Genomic DNA, 19,301 nt, shown 5'->3' with positions numbered 1-19,301 from the left:
AGTGCGGCTGTGCTCAGGCGTACAGTTCGGAGGGTTTCTGGACTGGCAGCATGGAGTGCGATGCCCTAACTTCGCTCTCTCACATTCAGGAGTTTCCATGAAAAGCGTTGTTCTGGCCGTCGCACTATTGTTTCCGTCCGTCGCTCTGGCCGTCGAGGCGGTGGAGGTCAATGCCAGGGATCACAGTTGCGAAGAGCTTGCGCAGATCATCCGCAAGGACAAGGCGGTTTTTGTGCGGATGGGCTTTGGCGGCCGCAGCTTCCGTTATCCGCCGGCCAGGTGTAATCTCGGCGACAAGTACGACACCGCAAGGGTGAGGGATGGCAATGGCAAGCTTTGCCTGCTCGACTACGAGTGCGTGTACGATCCGCAGTCCTTCTATAACAGGATTCCCAAATAATATCGGATCCAGGCGTTGCCAGGACGAAGCGATGACCTTGAATTTCTTCGATCATGCCGCCAGCTTGAATGCCTGTTCGGGATAGATGACGAGGTCAAGCACCGACCTTCCTCGATCAGTCTCGATAACGGCTGCCAGTACCTCCGTGGTCAGCCGTCAGAGACGGATTTAGTATCCCTTAAGTAGGGTTTTCTTAAAAAACTTCAAGAGCTCGCGGCTGGAAGGAAGCCGGCACTGGGCCGGCTTCTTCTGGCCGAGCAGCGATTACTGCTGTGCCGGGGCAGCCGGCGGAGTGGCCGGTGCTGGTGCCGGTGCGGGCGTAGCGCTGTTGTCGGTCGGAGCGATCGGCTTGGCCGGCGCCGGCTCGGATTGGGTCGTGGAAGCTGTCGTGTCCGGGGATGTGCCGGGGGTGCTCCACTGCGAATAGGCGAATGCAGCGACAGCGATCACGGCCAATGCAGCGGCCCAGACAACCCACGTATTATTGCTGCGCGCGCTCGGCGTGGTGCGCAGATCCAGATTTGGGTTCAGCGGGCGGTTCGGGTCGTTGGCATTATTGGGGTCGTACGTCATGGTACTTTCTCCTCTTTCGGTGAGAGAAGAATGCCGAAGTGGGCATTTTGTTCCGTTCTGGGCCGAAGCGCTTGTGCTGATTGGGTTTTCCTACTCTTCATTCCAGCTCGTTACTGGCGCTCCGTGCATTCGTGGCTTTGCCGCTCACCTCTTATCTGCCTGCCGGCTCGCCTGGAGGCGACCGGCAGAGACCCGGTGGAAGAGCTGCCGGCTGATCGGGTGGCGTGGTGGATGGCAGGCCGCTGCCGCGGACGGCAAGCCGCCATGGCGTAATGCGCTTGACACGACGGGGTCTGTTTGCGCATGGTTTGGCCATGGGGTCGCGATCACCCCACGAGGCGTCATGCTGAAGAATCGCGTCCAGTAAAACCGATCAACGGAGGGACGCGTCATGCCGTCATTTCTAGAAATCTCACCTGAAAAGCTCAGCCGCCTCATCGGGACACCTGGGGCTCCCGTCATTATCGACGTGCGCACGGAGGAGGACTTCGCGCTCGATCCACGCCTGGTGCCGGGCTCGATCCGGCGCGCCCATGCCGATGTCGCGTCCTGGGTTGGCGGCGTCGATGCCGAAGCCGTCGTCGTGGTATGCCAGAGAGGCGGCAAGCTCAGTCATGGTGTTGCCGCCTATCTCCGCCATGCCGGGATCGACGCGGAAAGCCTCGAAGGTGGCTTCGAGGCGTGGATCGCGGGCGGACCGGCTGTGCCCGATGCAAAGCTGCCGCAACGCGACGCTGAAGAGCGCACCGTCTGGGTGACGCGCGCGCGGCCGAAGATCGATCGTATCGCCTGTCCCTGGCTGATCCGGCGCTTCGTCGATCCGAACGCCGTGTTCCTGTTCGTGCCAACGCCCGAGGTTTTGGCCGTCGGCGAGCGTTTCGGGGCGACGCCCTTCGATATCGAGGATGTGTTCTGGAGCCATCGCGACGAGCTCTGTACCTTCGACGTGATGATCGAGGAGTTCGGGCTGGCTTCGGAACCGCTTCTGCGCCTGGCGCGGATCGTCAGGGCGGCGGATACCGCAAGGCTCGACCTCGCGCCTGAGGCGGCGGGCCTGCTTGCGGCATCGCTCGGCCTCTCCAGGATGTATTCCGACGATCTGGAGCAACTCGAGGCCGGGATGCTTCTCTACGACGCCTTCTTCCGCTGGTGCCGCGATGCGACCGAGGAAACCCACAATTGGCCGGCGCCGAAGAAGAGGGCATGAGATGGTCGAGATGACGGATAATGCGCCCGGCGGCAAAACGGCGGAGGAGGACGCGGGAGAGGAGCATCATCACGGCGTCTCGTTTGGCGAGGCCTTCAAGGTGTGGCTGCGCGTCGCCGCCCTGAGTTTCGGCGGCCCCGCCGGCCAGATTGCCGTGATGCACCGGATCATCGTCGACGAGAAGCGATGGATCGGTGAGCACCGTTTTCTGCATGCGCTGAACTATTGCATGCTGCTCCCCGGACCCGAGGCGCAGCAACTCGCCATCTATATCGGCTGGCTGATGCACCGTACAGTGGGCGGTCTCGTCGCCGGCCTGCTGTTCGTGTTGCCGGGCTTCCTATCGATCCTCTGTCTCAGCTATATCTACGCCGCCTATGGCAACGTCGGCATCGTCGCGGGTCTGTTCTTCGGGCTGAAGGCAGCGGTGCTCGCCGTCGTCGTGCAGGCCGTCATCCGCATTGGCGGCCGCGCGCTCAAGAATCGCCTCATGGTCGGTATCGCGGCCGCGGCCTTCGTCGCCATCTTCTTTCTCCATGTCCCGTTCCCGCTGATCGTGCTTACCGCCGGCATTGCGGGCTTCCTCGGCGGCAGGTTCGGGCTTGCCGCCTTCCGGACGGGCGGCGGCCACAAGGCCGGAAACGGCGCGACACTGTCGGACGCCGAGTCGGCGCTCGGCGAGGGCATACCGACGCATGCGCGCCCGAATCTTGCGTGGTCGCTGCGAATCTCGGCCGTGCTGCTTGCTCTCTGGCTCGCTCCGCTCGCGGCACTTTACACAACCTTCGGTGCTGACAACGTCTTTACCGAGATCGGCCTGTTCTTCAGCAAGATGGCGGTCGTCACCTTCGGCGGGGCCTATGCCGTGCTTGCCTATGTCGCGCAGGAGGCCGTGCAGCATTTCGGCTGGCTGAAACCCGGCGAGATGCTGGATGGTCTCGGCATGGCCGAGACGACGCCGGGGCCATTGATCATGGTCGTCCAGTTCGTCGGCTTCATGGGCGCCTACCGCGATCCGGGAGCGCTGAACCCGATGCTTGCTGCAACCCTTGCGGCGATCCTGACGAGTTGGGTCACCTTCGTGCCCTGTTTCCTCTGGATCTTCCTCGGTGCGCCGTTCATCGAAAAACTGCGCGGCAACATCGCGCTTGCCGGCGCGATGTCGGCCATAACAGCGGCGGTGGTCGGGGTCATCCTCAACCTCGCTATCTGGTTTGCCTTGCACACGCTGTTTGCCGAGGTTGCGACCGTCCACCTTGGCGGCTTGCGGCTCGATATCCCCGTGCTGCAATCGGCCGTGCCGGCGGCAATGGCGCTGTCTGCCGCCGCGGCGATAGCGATCTTCCGCTTCAAGGCTTCCGTGATCGCGACGCTGCTAGCCTGCGCGGCCGCAGGGATGCTCTGGACGCTGGTGGTCGGCTAGGCTTCCGCCCCGTCCGCTGAAATGCGCGTCGCGAGCATCTTGTCGATACGCATGCCATCCATGTCGAGCACTTCGAAGCGCCAGTTGTCGAAGACGAAGGTTTCACCGGCTTCGGGGATGTGCTGGAGTTGATGCAGCGCAAACCCCGCCAGCGTATGGAAATCAGCATCCGGACGATCGCGCAGGCCCAGCCGTTCGAAGGCGTCGAAGGCCGGCATCATCGCATCGATCAAGAGCGACCCGTCTTCCCTGACGACGATGTCGGGCTCTTCGTTGGATCCTGGCAGGTCGCCGGCGATGGCTTCGAGCAGGTCGGTCTGGGTGACGATGCCTTCGAGGCTGCCATATTCGTCGATGACGATGGCAAGGCGAACGGGTGAGGCCTTGAAGCTGTCGAGCACGCGGACGACCGAGGTGCCCTCATGCAGCACCAGCGGCTGCTTGATCACCTCCATCGGCCGGACCTTGCCGCCGTCGAGAACCTGATCGAGAAGGTCCTTCTTCAAGACCATGCCGATCGGCTCGTCGATCGAGCCGCGGGCGACCAGCAATTGTTCGTGGCTGCATTCGCGGATGGTCTTCAGGATCTCGGCCTCGCTGTCGTCGGCGTCGAACCACTCGATATCGAGACGCGGGGTCATGATGTCGGAGATCGGTCTGTCGCCGATGTTGAACACCCGTTCGACGAGCTGCTGCTGCACCTGGTTGAGAAGGCCGGCCTCCTGGCTCTCGGCAACTAGCAGCTTGAGCTCCTGCGGCGAATGGAACGACGATTCGCCGGTTCCGGCGCGAAGACCCACACCCCGCAGCACGAGGTTGCCCATGCCGTTCAGAACAAAGATCGCCGGCTTAAACAGCACCAGGAACAGACCGAGCGGACGCACAACGGCAAGTGAAGTGGCTTCGCTGCGTTGAAGCGCTAGGCTCTTGGGTGCGAGCTCGCCGAGCACGATATGAAGTGCTGTGATGATGACGAAGGCGATGACGACGGCAACAGTATGCGCGCCCGCCGTCGCCCATTGCCCAGGCAGCCATGATAACAGCGGCTCGATCAGGTGGGCAAGCGCCGGTTCGCCAACCCAGCCGAGGGCGAGCGACGAGATGGTGATGCCGAGCTGGGTGGCTGCAAGGTTGGAGTCGAGATTGTCAACGGCGCGCTGAAGTGCTGAGGCGTTCATGCGGCCTGCCGCAGCGAGTTCGGCGACGCGGCTACGCCTGACCGACACCAGGGCGAATTCGGCGGCAACGAAGAAGCCATTGGCGGCGACGAGAAGAAACACGGCTAGTATCCCGATATAGTCGGAGAGCCCGCCGGCGGAATCGGACATGTTTTCCCTGCCTTCGAATTGATAGGAATCCGAAACTACACGCTCGCACACTGGTGGCAAGGCGTTCCGGCCAGTCTCGCGGCGAGAGATGCCGACGCCAGCTGCCGTGATCGAAATACTGCGTTGGTTTGCGGATGACCGCAAATGCATGGCAACCGCATGACCGGCGTCGCGCCATTCACCGCTTGGGTGCTTCGAAGAGCTCGATCGGGTTTCCGGCCGGATCGTCGAGCAGGATTTGCTTGCCGCCTATGCCCTGCACGATCTCGTTGCGGAAACGCGCACCGGCCTGACGCAGCGCGGCGACGTCTGCTTCCAAGTCCTTGACCTCGATCTGGATGCGATTCCAACCGCCGGGCTCCGGCTTTCTCCCATCTGGCATTGCTTGAGATGCTCCGCCGGGTCCCGTCATGCCGCTGACGAACAGACGAAATCCGTCCTTGGTCAGGATGGCGAAACTCGACGCGGGACGAAGTGCGACGGAGAAGCCGAGATGTCTCGTGTAGAATTCCACTGCGGCGTCGACGTCGTCGACGATGTAGCGCATGCTGATACCAGGCATGTTTTCCTCCATTGTGGTCTTCGTTGTCTTGATCTGGATGCGTCGCTTCGAAACTCGATTATGCGCCCGTTTCAAGTTTTTTATGCATCTCGTTATGCCAAATCGCTGAGCACCTTTGGGCGAGACTTGATCGAATCGAGAGCATGCCGCCTACCGCCAGCAGCAGGACAACCCTCCACGGCCGCGCCTTCTAGGCGATGAGCAGCCAAGGCCGAAGGGCTTCAGAGGACGAAGCCAGCCGGCCGCGCCAAAACCTCGATCACCGTGTATAAGCTTAAGCTAAAATATAAGCTTCGACCCGTAGCTATTGGATTTCATTACAAAAGTTTAATTTTTATTTCAGTTTCAGTTCATCTTTTCGACCCTAGTTTGCTCTCGTGCCCAACACGAGGAACCCCACATGAAAAAGATTTTTGCAGCTCTTCTTTCCGCCTCCTTCCTTCTGTCCCCGATGGTTGTTTCCCAAGCCAGCGCCGACGATCATCGCCGTCCCCACGTTGTCGTGCAGAAGAAGGTGGTCGTCCGGTCGCACTGGAAAAAGGGATACCGCGTCAATGCCAGCGAACGTCGCCGGTTCTCCGATGTCAACGACTACCGCCGCTACCGGCTGGCGCCTCCGCCCCGCGGTTATCGCTGGGTGCGGGCCGATAACGACTACCTGCTGATCGGCGTTACCAGCGGCATCGTCTCCAGCGTTATTGCCGGTCGCTGACCGGCAGATGAACGAGAAGAGGGCGGCTTCGACCGCCCTTTTCGTTTGCCGCAGGTGAATCTCTCGTCAGGAGGGCTTCCTGAAGGGAACGATGCGCTCGGCGAGGCTTCGGAATAGGCCGCCGGATCGTCGCTGCCGATCGGGCCGTTCGCCTGTTGCCTCGACGGTTTCGGGACGAAGCCCTTCGATCGGCGGTAGCGGCTCGCATTCGGTGCAGACGCAGAGATAACGTTTGATTGTCTTCGCCTTCATGCCGCTTGCCTGTTCCAGTTGGCGAAAGGATCGGGCAGGTCGCGCCAGCGCTCGGGCACGAAGGCATCTGTCCTGATAAGACAGGCGTCGAGTTCCTTCCTGATCCAGGCTTCGTCCATCGGATCGGCACCGATGAAGACGATTTCCTGGCGGCGGTCGCCCCAGACGGGGTCGAGATAGGGGCCGATGGCGCGCATGAAGGCCGGTTCCTCCGGCCATTGTTCGCGCGGCACGGCCGCCCACCAGAGGCCCATCTTGCCGGTGCGCACGATCGCGCCCGCCTGGCTGATCTCGCCGACATGGTGCGGGCGCGTCGCCAGCCAGAAGAAGCCCTTGGCGCGCACGACGCCCGGCCATGCGCTGTCGAGGAAGGCCTGCAGCTTTGCCGGATGGAAGGGCCGCTTCTCGCGATAGACGAAGGAGCGGATGCCGTATTCCTCGGTCTCCGGCACGTGGTCGCGGAAGCCGTGCAGTTCCTTGTACCAGAGCGGATGGGTCTCGGCCCTGTCTATATCGAAGCGGCCGGTGCCGAGCACGTCTTTCAGGGCGACCTTGCCGAAATCCACCTCGATCAGCCGTGCATCCGGGTTGAGGCCGGTAATGATCTTGCGCGCGGCGTCGCGCTCCTCCTTGGCTGCCGTGCCGATCTTGTTCAGCACCACGACATCGGCGAATTCGATCTGCTCGACCAGCAGGTGGACGATGGTTCTGTTGTCGCCGTCGCCTGCCGTTTCACCGCGGTCGGCGAGGAAATCGGCCGAGGCATAATCGGCAAGCAGATTGGCGGCGTCGACGACGGTCACCATCGTATCCAGCCTTGCCACATCCGAGAGGCTTTGCCCGTTCTCATCGCGGAATTCGAAGGTGGTGGCGACGGGCAGGGGCTCGGCGATGCCTGTGGATTCGATCAGGAGGTAATCGAAGCGGCCCTGATCGGCGAGCTAGCGCACCTCCTTCAGCAGATCGTCGCGCAGCGTGCAGCAGATGCAGCCATTGGTCATCTCGACAAGCTGCTCCTCGGTGCGGGAGAGGTTGGCGCCGCCGTCGCGCACCAGGGCGGCATCGATATTCACCTCGCTCATGTCGTTGACGATGACCGCGACGCGTAAGCCTTCGCGATTGGTCAGCACATGGTTGAGCAGCGTCGTCTTGCCGGCACCGAGGAAGCCTGAAAGGACCGTGACGGGAAGTCTGTTGTCCATAGGAACCTCATAAGATCTTATTTAATGTTATATCAGTACGTGCAGTGTGTCGAAAAAAGGCGGAATGGGGTTGTCCGCCTCTTTCCGCCTCAGCTCTCTCCGGAGCGTCGCGTGTCCGGCAGGACACGCAGAGCCGCGGATGAGTGTCATGCGCTGGAGAGGCAGTCCTTCATGCTGTTGGCGATGCCGCGCATAAGGGTGAAGTAGAGATCGGGGCCGGCCTTCAGTGTTGCCGCTTCGGGATCGAGTACGCCTGACTTGGCGCTTGTGCCTTCGATGACGACGTTGACGAGGCGCGGCTCGAACTGCGGTTCGGCAAAGACGCAGGTGGCGCCGAGTTCGCCGACCTTGCGGTGGATATCCGAAACACGCTCGGCGCCGGGAATAGTTTCCGGGCTGACGGTGATCGAGCCGGCGACGCGGATGCCGTAGCGGTGCTCGAAATACTGATAGGCGTCGTGGAAGACGATGAAGGGCTTGCCCTTGACGGGAGCGACGATACCCTTGAGCTCGGTGTCGAGCGCATCCAGCCGGTCATCCAGCGCCCTGGCGTTGCCCTGATAGGTCAGTGCATTGGCAGGATCGGCGGCGACCAGTGTCGTGGTGATCATGGCCGCCATGGCCTTGGCGTTCATCGGGTCGAGCCAGAGATGCGTGTCGAATGTGCCGTGGTCGTGGTCAGCTTCGGCGCCATGCGTGGCTTCGGCGTGATCGTGTTCGTGCTCTGGGGTGGCGGAAGCACTGTCGTGCTCGTCGCCGTCATCATGCGGTTCGAAGGCGCCGCCTTCGCGGAAGGGCAGCTTGACGAGGCCGGGAGCATTGTCGAGTTCGGCGATGCTGGCATCCCGACCGAGCGCCTGCAGCGGCTTTTCGAGAAAGGCCTCGAGGCCCGGGCCGACCCAGAAAATCACCTTGGCGTTCTGCAAAGCGCGGGCATTCGATGGCTTCAGATTGTAGGTATGCGGGGAGGCCGCGCCATCGACGATCAACTCGGGTTCGCCGACACCCTGCATGATCGCCGACACCAGCGAATGGATCGGTTTGATCGAGGTGACGACGACAGGCGCGTCGGCTGCTCGCATAGTGCCGGCGAAGAGAAGGGCGGGGATCGCCAAGACCGGGATTGCGAGGGCCGGCATTCTGAGGGCCAGGATTTTAAGGGCAGGCCCCTTCGCACGTTTCATCAATATGCTCCGCTTGAATTGCAATTGTTATGTTATTACATCAATTGCGTTATGCTATAACGTGTGCAATAGCAGGACGCAACAGCACTTTCGGAAAATTTGATGCTCTCTCCCGCAAAGACTCCCGCTGGTATCAGGGCCGAGCCGCTGGTTTCGCTTGAAGATGTCGGCATCCTGCGCAATGGCCGCTGGCTGGTGCGCGGCATCGATTTTTCCGTTTCGCGCGGCGAGATCGTCACGCTGATCGGGCCGAACGGCTCGGGCAAGTCGACCAGTGCCAAGGCGGCGATCGGCGTGCTGAAGCCGGACGAGGGCAGGGTGGAGCGCAAGCCCGGCCTCAAGGTCGGCTATGTCCCGCAGAAGCTTTCGATCGATTGGACGCTGCCGCTTTCGGTGCGCCGGCTGATGACGCTGACCGGGCCACTGCCGGAGCGCGACATGCTTGCGGCACTCGATGCGGCCGGCATGGCGCATATGCTCGATGCGGAGGTGCAGCACCTTTCCGGCGGCGAATTCCAGCGGGCGCTGATGGCGCGCGCCATTGCCCGCAAGCCGGATCTGCTGGTGCTGGACGAGCCGGTGCAGGGGGTGGATTTCGCTGGCGAGATCGCGCTCTACGACCTCATCAAGTCGATCCGCAACGCCACCGGCTGCGGCATCCTGCTGATCTCGCACGATCTCCACGTCGTCATGGCCGAGACCGACACGGTCATCTGCCTGAACGGCCATGTCTGCTGCCGCGGCACGCCTGAGTCCGTCAGCCGCAGCCCGGAATATGTGCGCCTGTTCGGCAGCCGGGCGGCGCAGACGCTCGCGGTGTACAGCCATCACCACGACCATACGCATCTGCCGGACGGTCGCGTGCAGCATCCTGACGGCACGGTGACCGATCATTGCCATCCGGACGACGGCCATCATGCGCATGACCATAGTCATGATCACGATCATGCCGAGCATGACCATCCGCATGTGCATGCGGAGGGAGAGCGCCATGCTTGACGATTTCTTCGTGCGCGCCATCCTTGCCGGCGTCGGACTGGCGCTGACGACGGGGCCGCTCGGCTGCTTCATCATCTGGCGGCGCATGGCCTATTTCGGCGATACGATCGCCCATTCGGCGCTGCTCGGTGTGGCGCTGTCGCTGCTCTTCGAACTCAACCTGACACTGGCTGTCTTTGCCGTCGCCGCGCTCGTGTCGGTGCTGCTGCTCTTCCTGCAGAAACGCCAGGCGCTGTCGGCCGATGCGCTGCTCGGCATCCTCTCGCATGCGACACTGGCGATCGGCCTCGTCATGGTCGCCTTCATGAGCTGGGTGCGGATCGATCTCATCGCCTTCCTGTTCGGCGATATCCTCGCCGTCTCCACCACTGACATCGCGATGATCTGGGGCGGTGGGCTGTTCGTGCTCGTGGCAATGGCCTGGCTCTGGCGGCCACTCTTGGCTGCGACCGTCAATGCCGAGCTCGCCGAGGCCGAGGGGCTGAAGCCGGAGCGGGCGCGGCTGTTCTTCATGCTGCTGATGGCCGTCGTCATCGCCATTGCCATGAAGATCGTCGGCATCATGCTGATCACCTCGCTGCTGATCATTCCGGCGGCTGCGGCGCGGCGCTTCTCGCCGACGCCGGAGATCATGGCGGTGCTCGCCTCATTGATCGGAGCGGCGGCCGTCGTCGGCGGGCTGTTCGGCTCGCTCACCTACGACACGCCCTCCGGCCCCTCGATCGTGGTTGCGGCGCTGATCCTCTTCATTCTCAGCCTGCTTCGCGTCAGGCGCCACCGCGCGGTCATGCAAGGATAAGGCTCATGACGACACCGCAATTGACCAAGAACCAGTCGCTGGTCTTCGACGTGCTCGAAAAGGCCGAAGGGCCGCTCAGCGCCTACACCATCCTCGACAAGCTGCGCGACCACGGTTTTCGTGCGCCTCTACAGGTCTACCGGGCGCTGGAGAAGCTGCTCGAATACGGCGTCGTGCACCGGCTTGAAAGCATCAACTCCTTCGTCGCCTGCGCCCATCCGGGCGACGACTGCCACAGCCACGGCATCGTCGCCTTCGCCATCTGCGAAAGCTGCGGCCAGGTGATGGAGTTCCACGACCACGAGGTCGACCACCGGCTGATGGAATGGGTGCGGGGCCAGAAGTTCAAGCCCGAGAAGACGACGATCGAGATCCGTGGGTTGTGTGAGGCCTGCGCGGCGTAAGCTTCGCTCGCATTCGCTAGACGATCGCCTCGCGCTCACCGAAAGGCGTGTCGTCATCGGATTTGCGGGTGTCGATCCAATCGTGGGCATGATCTGCCGCGGAAGGCTCGATGGCCAAGGACATTATTGCCTGACGGGCTATTGTGATGGCCGAGCCCGCCGGGTCATCCCGCCAGGCTCGCTCCTGCGTCTGGCCTTCCCGACGGCACTTCCAAAAAAAGGTGAGGCCGGAGACCGGCCTCACCCTTCACGTTTTTTCGCTGATCGGCTTAGCCTTCGTGCGAACCGTCGTTGCCACCCTTGCCTGGGCCGTCATTGCCGCCCTTGCCCGGGCCGTCATTGCCGCCCTTGCTTGGGCCGTCATTGCCGCCCTTGCCTGGGCCGTCATTGCCGCCCTTGCCCGGACCGTCATTGCCTCCCTTGCCGGGACCGTCATAGCCACCCTTGCCTGGGCCGTCATTGCCGCCCTTGCCGGAACCGTCATTGCCGCCCTTGCCAGGACCGTCATTGCCGCCCTTGCCGGGACCGTCGTTGCCGCCCTTGCCGGGACCGTCGTTGCCGCCCTTGCCGGGGCCGTCGTTGCCGCCCTTGCCGGGGCCGTCGTTGCCGCCCTTGCCGGGGCCGTCGTTGCCGCCCTTGCCAGGGCCGTCATTGCCGCCCTTGCCAGGACCGTCGTTGCCGCCCTTGCCAGGACCGTCGTTGCCGCCCTTGCCAGGACCGTCGTTGCCGCCCTTGCCAGGACCGTCGTTGCCGCCCTTGCCGGGGCCGTCGTTGCCGCCCTTGCCAGGACCGTCATTGCCACCCTCGCCAGGACCGTCATTGCCGCCCTTGCCGGGACCGTCGTTGCCGCCCTTGCCGGGGCCGTCATTGCCGCCCTTGCCAGGACCGTCATTGCCACCCTTGCCAGGACCGTCATTGCCGCCCTTGCCGGGACCGTCTTTGCCACCCTTGCCGTGATCGTGATCTTTTCCGCCCTTGTCGTGGCCGTGATGATCGCGGTCCTTGCCGCCGTGATTGTCTTTTCCACCGTGGCCCGGACCGTCCTTGCCGTGCCCGTGATCTTTCCCGCCCTTGCCGCCGCCGTGATGGTCATGGCCCTTGCCGCCGTGATGGTCATGGCCCTTGCCGCCGTGATCGTCCTCTCCGCCATTGTCGCCGCTGCCATTGTCGCCGCTGCCGTCGCCGTTGCCGCTGCCGTCGCCATTGCCGTCGCCATTGCCGCTGCCGTCGCCATTACCATTACCGCCACCATTCCCATTGCTGGCGACGGAGCCGGTGCTGGATGTCTTCTTGCCGCCGCCAATGTTTTGGCTGCCGCGATCGTTATCGTTCGGACTGAACTTGCTATCGAACTGAATTGCTCTGGTCGGCATGCACAGTCTGTATTCGAGTGTGCCGCGAACTGCGGCCTTGCAATTAACGACTGCCGGGGCTGCCGTTGCCAAGCTGCTGCTTGCCAGAAGGGAAGCAACGGCGATGCTGAATTTCGCTGCTCTGCTGATCATTTCAATCCATCTCCCAAGGTTAACCGAATGTTAATGGGGAGAACTCTTACACTAACAATAAATTAACACGAAGAATAGATGATGGTTAATCTGTCTAGTTCGCCTAATACAGTTAAATTCGCAAGTATAAAATTTTACTAAATTTTATTGTGCCTATGTTATTGTCTCGCAACAACTAAAGGGAATCGGCTATGAAGCGTCTCTTTTCGCTTGCTGCCTTTTTATTCATTATGCTGCATTTTCAAGCTGTTGCGGGATCATCGCTGCCTGTGACGCGAAGCATCGGCGCACCCGTGGGATTCGCTGCGGCCTGCGCCAAGTACAAGTGGCTGTGCGGCAGGATGGCGGCGCAACAGCTGAATGATCAGGCAGGAACAGCGCTTCTTCAAAAGGTCAATCGTGCCGTAAATGGACGTATCATTCCCGCGGAGGATCGTTCGTCTTCCCGAAATAAGGATGTTTGGTCTCTGCCGGTTGCCGGCCGTGGGGACTGTGAGGACTACGCTCTCCAGAAGATGAAGGACCTGATCGAAGCTGGTTTTCCATCGAACAGGTTGGCGCTTTCCGTGGTGATTGGACCGCACGATCAAAACCATGTCGTTCTCATTGCCCGGACGGACGGCGGCGATTATGTGCTCGACAATCTGACCAGCGCCGTGCGACTCTGGCGCACGACGGGCTATACGTTTCTGGCCACCCAGGATTTCCAATCGCGAACGGGCTGGCGCGTGACGCTCGCGGGTCCCCGCGCAGGCGAGTTCTCCTGAACTGAAAGTCTCGAAGCGGCGCGCTCGTTGGCAGGTGCAGATGCCGGCGCTATCTTTGTCGCAGAACCCAAGCCAGGGACGATCGCGTGACGAGAACCGAACTCGCGGAGATATATCGCGGCTACATCGCCTGCCTGAACAGGCAGGACTGGCCCAATCTCGGGCAGTTCGTCGGCGACGATGCGATTCATAACGGCCGGCGGCTCGGGGTGTCGGGCTACGTCGCCATGCTCGAGCGGGACTTCGACGAGATTCCCGATCTCTATTTCAAGGTGCTGATGCTCCTTTGTGATCCGCCATACATCGCCTGCCGGCTCGGCTTCGATTGCAGGCCGAAGGCAAAATTCCTCGGTCTCGATGTGAACGGCCGGCGCGTTGCCTTCAGCGAGAACGTCATCTACGAATTTCGCGGCGGCAAGATCGTCGAGGTCTGGTCGGTCATCGACAAAGTGGCAATCGAAGACCAGCTTTCGGGGTGGGGAGAGGCCCAACAAGATGGAGTGATTGGCGTGTTCGATGCAAGGAGCCTCGTCCCTCGTGACAAGCACGACGTTGCCGCTCTTTCTGGTATCGAGAGCGCTGGTTATCCTGCGATCGCTCCGATCCTGGATGACTTGCTGGCGTGGACCGCGGACGGCAACTGGCCTATTGCTCCACCTCTGGCTCGTTTTCTCGTCACACTCGGAATGCCAATTGTTGATCCGGTGTCGCGCGTTCTCCGAGGAGATGACTCCCCTCAAAAATATTTCTGCTTTCAACTGATCGTCGAAAAGCTGTCGATGGAGGTTGTTGAAGCGCTTGAGGGCGACCTCCGGAAGCTGGCGGATCAACCGAGCAAGGCGGACCAGTTGGAAGGGGTCGACGAGTTGGCACGTGAAGCGCTTCAGCGCTTGCATTCATAGCTTCCGGCAGCGCTGTTGCTGATCGTCTGCTCGGGGCCAAGTTGAAGATGAATGCCATCAATGTGATGTGGAGGCGCGATTTTGGTGCGCTTTTGATCAGATGATGGCGACGCGCTCGCCGAAGGGCGTGTCGTCGTCGAAATTGCGGGTGCCGATCCGATCGCTTTCGCCTGACAAGACCGGCTGTTCCGCCTGTTCGCCGGCCGCTTCCCCTTCTTCCGATGCCGCATGCCGGTGCCGCTTTTGCGGATGCTCCTCGTCGTCGACGATCAGATCCGCGTGCGGAATGAGATCGGCTGCGGCTTCCTTCTCCACGGCCCTCTTCGCTGCCAGCTGATCGGCCGTGATCTGCGACTGGCGGGCGGCGACCCAGGCATTGTCCGGTTCGGAGCCGATCGAGGTGCTGTTGCCGACCTTGGTGGGCTCGGACGGGGCGGTGGCGGAGATGGGGTTGATCGCGTCGACCATAAAATTCTCCTACGGTGACCACCTGGCGAAACAGCCGGCCGTTTCGGGGGATGAAAAACGGGCGTTCTTCGGACCAATCAGGGAGACATATCGAGCCCGCGCCGAAAAACACAAGGGGACATTAACGTGACTGCCACCTCGGACAATGACGCAATCGGTAGCAGGTTGCGGGAAATTCGACGAAGAATTGTGTGCACAAGGGGGTGATCGGCGCGTGGTTAATGTAAGAATCGGAAACACTTTGTGACTAAGTGTCTCCAAAAGCAGCGTTTTTTGACTTGCTGCGCGCGAAGACATGACGGATATTGTTTAAACGTTGAGGAAGCCGTCATGATTAGAATGATTGAAAACCCTGCCGAACTGGCTGGCGAAGATATCACCGGCAAATATATTCTCCGGAGGCTGAACTACCACTGGTTCGCCTACGGCAAGGCGGCTATCGTGACCGCCTGCAAGGGAACGATCCTGCAGCTTGAGCGGGAAGAGACGGTCTATTCCGAGCGTTGGGGGCGTCGCGCCTATACGGGCACCGGCAAGCGTTATCCTGGCGGCATCTGTCCCATTTCGGCGGTCGCCTGCGTTTGCGATACGCCGGATGACGTCAATGCCGTCATTCAGCTGGATGTCGAAGCACAGGACGAATTCTATCAGCTGATCGCCAAGGCCGAAGCCAGGGTTCAGGCTCTTGCCTCGTCCTCGCGAAACAGCCAGTTTCTCGAAGCTGCCGAATAGGGCGGCTCTTTACCGGAATCCGCCCTCAGCCATCATTGCGGCGACGGTAGAATTTCTCCGACATCTCGAATGCTGGATGCAAAAGCGTCGCGACGATCAAGCGCAGCTTTCGTTCGCTACGCTGCCATCGGGTGCGTCCGTCTCCTCAATCCGGTGCGGTGGTGTTAGACTTAGGTGGCAGCCGTTGGGATCAGGCAGCTCGTTCCCGGTTGAACGGAGAGCGGTCATGACAGAGCAGGACACTCGGCCCAATCACTCGTTCGCAGCGACGGCGCCATCGCTCGGCGCGCTCGCCATCACCATTGCCGTGATCTTTGGCGCGCTATTCTGGCCGGCCGGCACGCTCGAATGGCCGCGTGGCTGGATCTTTCTCGGCCTCTTCCTTGCACTGACATGTGTCGCGATCATCTGGATCTGGCGGACAAATCCGGAGCTGTTTGCGGCGCGCAGCCGATATCAGAAAGGCACCAGGCCCTGGGACGCCGTGGTGGCGACGCTGACGATCATTCTCTTCGCCGCCATTCTTCCGGTCGGCGCGTTCGACGACGGGCGTTTCCATTGGGTGCCGCAGCCTGATTGGATCGTCCTCATCGGCTATCTGCTGATGACATCAGGTTATCTCGGCCTAACTTGGGCGCAATCGGTCAACCGGCATTTCGAGCCGACGGTGCGCATCCAGACCGACCGCGACCACAAGGTAATCGACACGGGACCCTACGCCGCCATACGCCATCCCGGATACGCAACCGCTATCGTGCTCAGCGTCGGCATGGCGCTGTCGCTTGGATCGCTCTACGCGCTGATCCCCGCCGGCCTGCTCATCATCGTCCTCTTCGGCCGCACGCTCGGCGAGGAAGCCGAACTGCGCAGGGGGCTCGAAGGCTATGCCGACTATATGGCGCGTGTACGCTGGCGCTGGATTCCGGGCGTGTGGTGAACGCTTTGCGGGCGGCGGGACGCCTGACCACTGGCCTCGCGTTACCCGATTAACCGATCTGCCTGAGATCGCGCGCGAAGCGTTGCCAGTTGGCGATGTAGCTCTCGGCCGAGCGGCGGATGGCCTCGGCCGCCGCCTCGTCGAGCACGCGTACGACGCGGGCGGGCGCTCCGACGATCAGGGAGTTGTCGGGGAATTCCTTGCCTTCGGTGACCAGCGCATTGGCGCCGACGAGGCAGTTGTTGCCGATCTTCGCACCATTCAGGATGGTCGCGCCCATGCCGATCAGCGTGTTGTTGCCGATGGTGCAGCCGTGAAGGATGGCGTGGTGGCCGATGGTGCAGCCTTTGCCTGTTGTCAGCGGGAAGCCCATGTCGGTATGGGCCATCACACCTTCCTGGATGTTGGTACCTTCGCCGACGGTGATCTTCTCGTTATCGCCACGCAGCACGGCGCCGAACCAGATGCCGACATTCTCGCCGAGCTCGATCTGGCCGATGATGTTGGCATCCGGTGCGATCCAATAGAGGCCGGTGGCGGGCAGTTTCGGCGTTAATCCGCCGAGCGCGTAGACGGGCATGGCTCTCTCCTCAGACGACCTCGACCGATAGGGTGGCGACGCCGTCGATGCCGCAATTGATGCGATCGCCCCTGGCCACCGCGCCGACGCCGGCGGGCGTGCCGGTCATAATGATATCGCCAGGCGCGAGAGTGAAGAGCTTCGACAGTTCGGCGATGATCTCCGGCACCTTCCAGATCATCTGGTTGAGATCGCCGTCCTGCACGCGCTTGCCGTTCTGTTCCAGCCAGATCTTACCTTCAGCGGGGTGGCCGAGACGGCTTGCCGGAATGATCGACGAGACAGGGGCGGAATGTTCGAAGGCCTTGCCGACCTCCCAGGGACGACCGAGCTTCTTTGCTTCGCCCTGTAGATCGCGGCGGGTGAAATCGATGCCGACGGCATAGCCGTAGATGCAGTCGAGCGCGTCCGCGGCCTTGATGTTCGCGCCACCCGATTTCAGCGCCAGCACGCACTCGACCTCGTAATGCACGTCTGATGACAGCGGCGGGTAGGGAAAAGCCTTGCCCGCCGGCAGCAAGTTGTCGGCATTCTTCTGGAAGAAGAAGGGGGGCTCGCGGCTGGGATCATGGCCCATCTCGATCGCATGGTCTGCATAGTTCCGCCCGACGCAATAGACGCGGCGCACCGGAAAATGCTCGGCGCTGCCCTCGACCGGCAGCAGCGCCGGTTGCGGAAGCGGGATGACGGTGACGGGATCGGACATTGGCGGGCTCTTCCTGTTTGCGAGTCTTGCGCCATCTTAGACGGAAATCGGCGTGCCGGGGAAGCGTCCTTGGCGTCCGGCTTCGGTGCATTGACGCTGTCACAGTCGCGGGTTAACCTTGGTCATGAGCAGGATTTTTGCAATTTCGATGACGTCTACGACCACCGCGCCGCGGTGGGTGGTAGACGCTTGAACTGAATTCCGTTCATAGCTGCTAAGACCAACCCGCCGGTGACGAGCGGGTTTTTTGTTCCCGCCCGCGCCCGCATTCGAGGACGAGATCGTGGACGATATCCAGAAAAATATTCTTGCGGAGCGGGCTCTGGCCGCTGCCCGCCGCTGTGTCGCCAGCCGCTATGTTGGGGCTGCTTTTGCCTATGCGGCGGGTTCCATCATGCGCGGCGAAGGCACCACCTTTTCGGATATCGATCTGGTCGTCGTGTTCCCGTCTCTCGAAAGAGCCTGGCGGGAATCGTTCACTGAGGACGGTTTCCCGGTCGAGGTCTTCGTCCACGATCCGCAGACACTGGCGCATTATCTCCATCAGGATGCCGACAGCGGCTATCCCATCATGGCCAACATGGTCGCGACGGGCTGTATAATGGGATCGGATATCGACAGCGCGCGCGTCATCCAGGCAAAGGCGGCAAGTATGCTGGCGGCAGGACCCAAGCCTCTTGCCGGGGCAGACTACGACTTGTTGCGCTATCAGGTCACCGATCTGGCCGACGATCTGCGAGGAACGCGCCCACCCGAAGAGATCGCCGCCATCGCCGCGCTGCTCTATCAGAAGCTCGCCGACCTGATGCTTCTCGGACGTGGCGTGTGGGCTGGCCGGGGAAAGTGGGCGCCCCGTCTGATGAGGGAGTTCGACGCGCAATTGGCGGCCGAATTCGACGCGGCGTTCAGTCTGGCGGCTGCGGGTGACGGCACCCGGTTCCTGGCTTTGGCCGATCGGGAGCTTGCCCTGCATGGCGGCCGCTATTTCGAGGGATTCAGGCAGGACGCGCCGCTGGAAGCGCGCCGCCTGGAATAATTTGGTATCGGTGACGTTGCCGCATTTTGAAAATTGGATGGAAGATGCTTGAGCACGAATTCAAGGGCGCCTTGCAGTCGGCAGTAAGGCGTACCGCCAGATTGCGCCTCAGAATTCCCTTGGAGGGGGATATCGATTTCCTGACCCGACTTTTTTCGCGGCCGGAATTGGTCGCACACCGACCGGTGCCCCGGCCTGATACGCCGGCGGAAAGCGCAGCGCGGCTTGCGCGCGACATCGGGCATTGGAAAGATCACGGGTTTGGGCGTTGGGCCGTTGAGGCGAACGGTACGTTGATCGGGTTCGGCAGTGTGACCGTTTCAAAGGAATTCGACGACCTCAATCTTTCCTATCATCTGCAACCTGAAAGCTGGGGGCAGGGATATGCCACGGAATTGGTCAGGGAAGCCCTGGTGTTTGCCATTGATGATCTGCATGCGGGGCGGATGATCGGATTGGTTCGCACCGCCAATGTCGCTTCAAGACGCATTCTCGAGAAATGTGGCTTCAAATACGAGCGGGAGGTAATGCTGCACGGTGCGCCGACCAACATGTACGCCTTCGGCAAAACGAGCGGCTCATGAACGAACATCCGTGCGCAATTGTCAGGTGTGACGAGACGT

General features: G+C 61.6%; 22 protein-coding genes and 2 pseudogenes. 14 read left to right on the top strand and 10 right to left on the bottom strand.

The window, feature by feature from the left end:
* The first annotated feature begins 97 nt into the window (after positions 1 to 97).
* Complete coding sequence (locus J3P73_RS16260) at positions 98 to 400, top strand: hypothetical protein (protein WP_018482882.1); 303 nt, start codon at positions 98 to 100, stop codon at positions 398 to 400.
* 264 nt (positions 401 to 664) lie between these two features.
* Here J3P73_RS16260 and J3P73_RS16255 read toward each other — a convergent pair whose 3' ends face one another.
* Positions 665 to 973 (bottom strand): hypothetical protein, encoded by a 309-nt coding sequence (locus J3P73_RS16255; protein ID WP_018482883.1) that lies wholly within the window; start codon positions 971 to 973, stop codon positions 665 to 667.
* A 391-nt stretch (positions 974 to 1,364) separates the two neighbouring features.
* On the opposite strand from J3P73_RS16255, the gene J3P73_RS16250 reads away from it, so the two are divergent.
* Both J3P73_RS16250 and chrA read left to right on the top strand, forming a co-directional pair.
* Positions 1,365 to 2,180, top strand: coding sequence for a chromate resistance protein ChrB domain-containing protein (locus J3P73_RS16250; RefSeq protein ID WP_130655868.1), 816 nt, complete (start codon positions 1,365 to 1,367; stop codon positions 2,178 to 2,180).
* Between the two features lies 1 nt (position 2,181).
* On the top strand, positions 2,182 to 3,603 hold the full coding sequence (gene chrA / locus J3P73_RS16245) for a chromate efflux transporter (RefSeq protein ID WP_024320851.1): 1,422 nt from the start codon (positions 2,182 to 2,184) through the stop codon (positions 3,601 to 3,603).
* On the opposite strand, the gene J3P73_RS16240 is transcribed toward chrA, so the two are convergent.
* Entirely contained in the window at positions 3,600 to 4,931 is a 1,332-nt protein-coding gene (locus tag J3P73_RS16240) for a hemolysin family protein (RefSeq protein ID WP_018482886.1), read from the bottom strand. The genes chrA and J3P73_RS16240 overlap by 4 nt on opposite strands.
* A gap of 178 nt (positions 4,932 to 5,109) precedes the next feature.
* Positions 5,110 to 5,493 (bottom strand): VOC family protein, encoded by a 384-nt coding sequence (locus J3P73_RS16235; RefSeq protein WP_130664821.1) that lies wholly within the window; start codon positions 5,491 to 5,493, stop codon positions 5,110 to 5,112.
* Positions 5,494 to 5,893: 400 nt separating this feature from the next.
* Between J3P73_RS16235 and J3P73_RS16230 the strand changes: the two genes are divergently transcribed.
* On the top strand, positions 5,894 to 6,205 hold the full coding sequence (locus J3P73_RS16230) for an RcnB family protein (RefSeq protein WP_018074259.1): 312 nt from the start codon (positions 5,894 to 5,896) through the stop codon (positions 6,203 to 6,205).
* 66 nt (positions 6,206 to 6,271) lie between these two features.
* Here J3P73_RS16230 and J3P73_RS16225 read toward each other — a convergent pair whose 3' ends face one another.
* The 3 genes and pseudogenes from J3P73_RS16225 to J3P73_RS16215 all read right to left on the bottom strand — a co-directional run bounded on the left by J3P73_RS16225 (position 6,272) and on the right by J3P73_RS16215 (position 8,843).
* Positions 6,272 to 6,457 carry a hypothetical protein gene (locus tag J3P73_RS16225; RefSeq protein WP_024320853.1) on the bottom strand — a complete coding sequence of 62 codons (186 nt, stop codon included), beginning with the start codon at positions 6,455 to 6,457 and terminating at the stop codon, positions 6,272 to 6,274.
* Positions 6,454 to 7,659: pseudogene (gene zigA / locus J3P73_RS16220) on the bottom strand (zinc metallochaperone GTPase ZigA). The gene J3P73_RS16225 and the pseudogene zigA overlap by 4 nt, the downstream one beginning before the upstream one ends.
* Positions 7,660 to 7,805: 146 nt before the next feature.
* Complete coding sequence (locus J3P73_RS16215; protein WP_130692189.1) at positions 7,806 to 8,843, bottom strand: zinc ABC transporter substrate-binding protein; 1,038 nt, start codon at positions 8,841 to 8,843, stop codon at positions 7,806 to 7,808.
* Between the two features lie 102 nt (positions 8,844 to 8,945).
* On the opposite strand from J3P73_RS16215, the gene J3P73_RS16210 reads away from it, so the two are divergent.
* The 3 genes from J3P73_RS16210 to J3P73_RS16200 are packed head-to-tail and all read left to right on the top strand — an operon-like array spanning position 8,946 to position 11,045.
* Positions 8,946 to 9,842 (top strand): ATP-binding cassette domain-containing protein, encoded by an 897-nt coding sequence (locus J3P73_RS16210; RefSeq protein ID WP_130697739.1) that lies wholly within the window; start codon positions 8,946 to 8,948, stop codon positions 9,840 to 9,842.
* Positions 9,835 to 10,641, top strand: coding sequence for a zinc ABC transporter permease subunit ZnuB (gene znuB, locus J3P73_RS16205; protein WP_130692185.1), 807 nt, complete (start codon positions 9,835 to 9,837; stop codon positions 10,639 to 10,641). Before J3P73_RS16210 ends, znuB begins: the two co-directional genes overlap by 8 nt.
* 5 nt (positions 10,642 to 10,646) lie before the next feature.
* On the top strand, positions 10,647 to 11,045 hold the full coding sequence (locus tag J3P73_RS16200) for a Fur family transcriptional regulator (protein ID WP_018074265.1): 399 nt from the start codon (positions 10,647 to 10,649) through the stop codon (positions 11,043 to 11,045).
* A gap of 269 nt (positions 11,046 to 11,314) precedes the next feature.
* Here the strand turns inward: J3P73_RS16200 and J3P73_RS16195 are convergent, their stop codons facing one another.
* Positions 11,315 to 12,550 carry a hypothetical protein gene (locus J3P73_RS16195; protein ID WP_207579660.1) on the bottom strand — a complete coding sequence of 412 codons (1,236 nt, stop codon included), beginning with the start codon at positions 12,548 to 12,550 and terminating at the stop codon, positions 11,315 to 11,317.
* Between the two features lie 191 nt (positions 12,551 to 12,741).
* On the opposite strand from J3P73_RS16195, the gene J3P73_RS16190 reads away from it, so the two are divergent.
* The 3 genes and pseudogenes from J3P73_RS16190 to J3P73_RS16180 all read left to right on the top strand — a co-directional run bounded on the left by J3P73_RS16190 (position 12,742) and on the right by J3P73_RS16180 (position 14,219).
* Positions 12,742 to 13,317, top strand: coding sequence for a transglutaminase-like cysteine peptidase (locus J3P73_RS16190; protein ID WP_130655862.1), 576 nt, complete (start codon positions 12,742 to 12,744; stop codon positions 13,315 to 13,317).
* 86 nt (positions 13,318 to 13,403) lie between these two features.
* A pseudogene (locus tag J3P73_RS16185) lies at positions 13,404 to 13,793 on the top strand (ester cyclase); the annotation flags it as partial.
* Positions 13,767 to 14,219 carry a DUF5071 domain-containing protein gene (locus tag J3P73_RS16180; protein WP_226306664.1) on the top strand — a complete coding sequence of 151 codons (453 nt, stop codon included), beginning with the start codon at positions 13,767 to 13,769 and terminating at the stop codon, positions 14,217 to 14,219. The pseudogene J3P73_RS16185 and the gene J3P73_RS16180, both read left to right, overlap by 27 nt.
* A 96-nt stretch (positions 14,220 to 14,315) precedes the next feature.
* On the opposite strand, the gene J3P73_RS16175 is transcribed toward J3P73_RS16180, so the two are convergent.
* Positions 14,316 to 14,687, bottom strand: coding sequence for a hypothetical protein (locus J3P73_RS16175; RefSeq protein WP_130655861.1), 372 nt, complete (start codon positions 14,685 to 14,687; stop codon positions 14,316 to 14,318).
* Between the two features lie 330 nt (positions 14,688 to 15,017).
* Here J3P73_RS16175 and J3P73_RS16170 point away from each other — a divergent pair, with 330 nt between their 5' ends.
* Together J3P73_RS16170 and J3P73_RS16165 are read left to right on the top strand one after the other, a co-directional pair.
* Positions 15,018 to 15,419 carry a hypothetical protein gene (locus J3P73_RS16170; protein ID WP_032980478.1) on the top strand — a complete coding sequence of 134 codons (402 nt, stop codon included), beginning with the start codon at positions 15,018 to 15,020 and terminating at the stop codon, positions 15,417 to 15,419.
* A 226-nt stretch (positions 15,420 to 15,645) separates the two neighbouring features.
* Positions 15,646 to 16,356: a methyltransferase family protein gene (locus J3P73_RS16165; RefSeq protein WP_130655860.1), complete on the top strand. Its 711-nt coding sequence runs from the start codon at positions 15,646 to 15,648 to the stop codon at positions 16,354 to 16,356.
* A 49-nt stretch (positions 16,357 to 16,405) separates the two neighbouring features.
* Here J3P73_RS16165 and J3P73_RS16160 read toward each other — a convergent pair whose 3' ends face one another.
* Positions 16,406 to 16,936, bottom strand: coding sequence for a gamma carbonic anhydrase family protein (locus J3P73_RS16160; protein WP_018074270.1), 531 nt, complete (start codon positions 16,934 to 16,936; stop codon positions 16,406 to 16,408).
* 10 nt (positions 16,937 to 16,946) lie between these two features.
* Positions 16,947 to 17,642, bottom strand: a complete 696-nt coding sequence (locus J3P73_RS16155) for a fumarylacetoacetate hydrolase family protein (protein ID WP_018074271.1) — start codon at positions 17,640 to 17,642, stop codon at positions 16,947 to 16,949.
* Between the two features lie 283 nt (positions 17,643 to 17,925).
* Here J3P73_RS16155 and J3P73_RS16150 point away from each other — a divergent pair, with 283 nt between their 5' ends.
* Positions 17,926 to 18,678 (top strand): nucleotidyltransferase domain-containing protein, encoded by a 753-nt coding sequence (locus J3P73_RS16150; protein WP_026171062.1) that lies wholly within the window; start codon positions 17,926 to 17,928, stop codon positions 18,676 to 18,678.
* 44 nt (positions 18,679 to 18,722) lie between these two features.
* The gene (locus J3P73_RS16145) at positions 18,723 to 19,262 is read left to right on the top strand and encodes a GNAT family N-acetyltransferase (protein WP_130655859.1); all 540 of its coding nucleotides are present in this window, start codon (positions 18,723 to 18,725) and stop codon (positions 19,260 to 19,262) included.
* The last annotated feature ends 39 nt before the right edge of the window (positions 19,263 to 19,301 follow it).

Source organism: Rhizobium ruizarguesonis (genome assembly GCF_017357285.1).
GTDB lineage: Bacteria > Pseudomonadota > Alphaproteobacteria > Rhizobiales > Rhizobiaceae > Rhizobium > Rhizobium ruizarguesonis.
The sequence above is the reverse complement of the archived record's forward strand: the minus strand, read 5'-3'. Positions and strand labels throughout refer to the sequence as shown.

Excerpts from the sequence above, each read along its gene's own strand:
- J3P73_RS16260 (WP_018482882.1), top strand. The coding sequence starts at position 98 with ATGAAAAGCGTTGTTCTGGCCGTCGCACTATTGTTTCCGTCCGTCGCT.
- J3P73_RS16255 (WP_018482883.1), bottom strand. The coding sequence starts at position 973 with ATGACGTACGACCCCAATAATGCCAACGACCCGAACCGCCCGCTGAAC.
- J3P73_RS16250 (WP_130655868.1), top strand. The coding sequence starts at position 1,365 with ATGCCGTCATTTCTAGAAATCTCACCTGAAAAGCTCAGCCGCCTCATC.
- chrA (WP_024320851.1), top strand. The coding sequence starts at position 2,182 with ATGGTCGAGATGACGGATAATGCGCCCGGCGGCAAAACGGCGGAGGAG.
- J3P73_RS16240 (WP_018482886.1), bottom strand. The coding sequence starts at position 4,931 with ATGTCCGATTCCGCCGGCGGGCTCTCCGACTATATCGGGATACTAGCC.
- J3P73_RS16235 (WP_130664821.1), bottom strand. The coding sequence starts at position 5,493 with ATGCCTGGTATCAGCATGCGCTACATCGTCGACGACGTCGACGCCGCA.
- J3P73_RS16230 (WP_018074259.1), top strand. The coding sequence starts at position 5,894 with ATGAAAAAGATTTTTGCAGCTCTTCTTTCCGCCTCCTTCCTTCTGTCC.
- J3P73_RS16225 (WP_024320853.1), bottom strand. The coding sequence starts at position 6,457 with ATGAAGGCGAAGACAATCAAACGTTATCTCTGCGTCTGCACCGAATGC.
- J3P73_RS16215 (WP_130692189.1), bottom strand. The coding sequence starts at position 8,843 with ATGAAACGTGCGAAGGGGCCTGCCCTTAAAATCCTGGCCCTCAGAATG.
- J3P73_RS16210 (WP_130697739.1), top strand. The coding sequence starts at position 8,946 with ATGCTCTCTCCCGCAAAGACTCCCGCTGGTATCAGGGCCGAGCCGCTG.
- znuB (WP_130692185.1), top strand. The coding sequence starts at position 9,835 with ATGCTTGACGATTTCTTCGTGCGCGCCATCCTTGCCGGCGTCGGACTG.
- J3P73_RS16200 (WP_018074265.1), top strand. The coding sequence starts at position 10,647 with ATGACGACACCGCAATTGACCAAGAACCAGTCGCTGGTCTTCGACGTG.
- J3P73_RS16195 (WP_207579660.1), bottom strand. The coding sequence starts at position 12,550 with ATGATCAGCAGAGCAGCGAAATTCAGCATCGCCGTTGCTTCCCTTCTG.
- J3P73_RS16190 (WP_130655862.1), top strand. The coding sequence starts at position 12,742 with ATGAAGCGTCTCTTTTCGCTTGCTGCCTTTTTATTCATTATGCTGCAT.
- J3P73_RS16175 (WP_130655861.1), bottom strand. The coding sequence starts at position 14,687 with ATGGTCGACGCGATCAACCCCATCTCCGCCACCGCCCCGTCCGAGCCC.
- J3P73_RS16170 (WP_032980478.1), top strand. The coding sequence starts at position 15,018 with ATGATTAGAATGATTGAAAACCCTGCCGAACTGGCTGGCGAAGATATC.
- J3P73_RS16165 (WP_130655860.1), top strand. The coding sequence starts at position 15,646 with ATGACAGAGCAGGACACTCGGCCCAATCACTCGTTCGCAGCGACGGCG.
- J3P73_RS16160 (WP_018074270.1), bottom strand. The coding sequence starts at position 16,936 with ATGCCCGTCTACGCGCTCGGCGGATTAACGCCGAAACTGCCCGCCACC.
- J3P73_RS16155 (WP_018074271.1), bottom strand. The coding sequence starts at position 17,642 with ATGTCCGATCCCGTCACCGTCATCCCGCTTCCGCAACCGGCGCTGCTG.
- J3P73_RS16145 (WP_130655859.1), top strand. The coding sequence starts at position 18,723 with ATGCTTGAGCACGAATTCAAGGGCGCCTTGCAGTCGGCAGTAAGGCGT.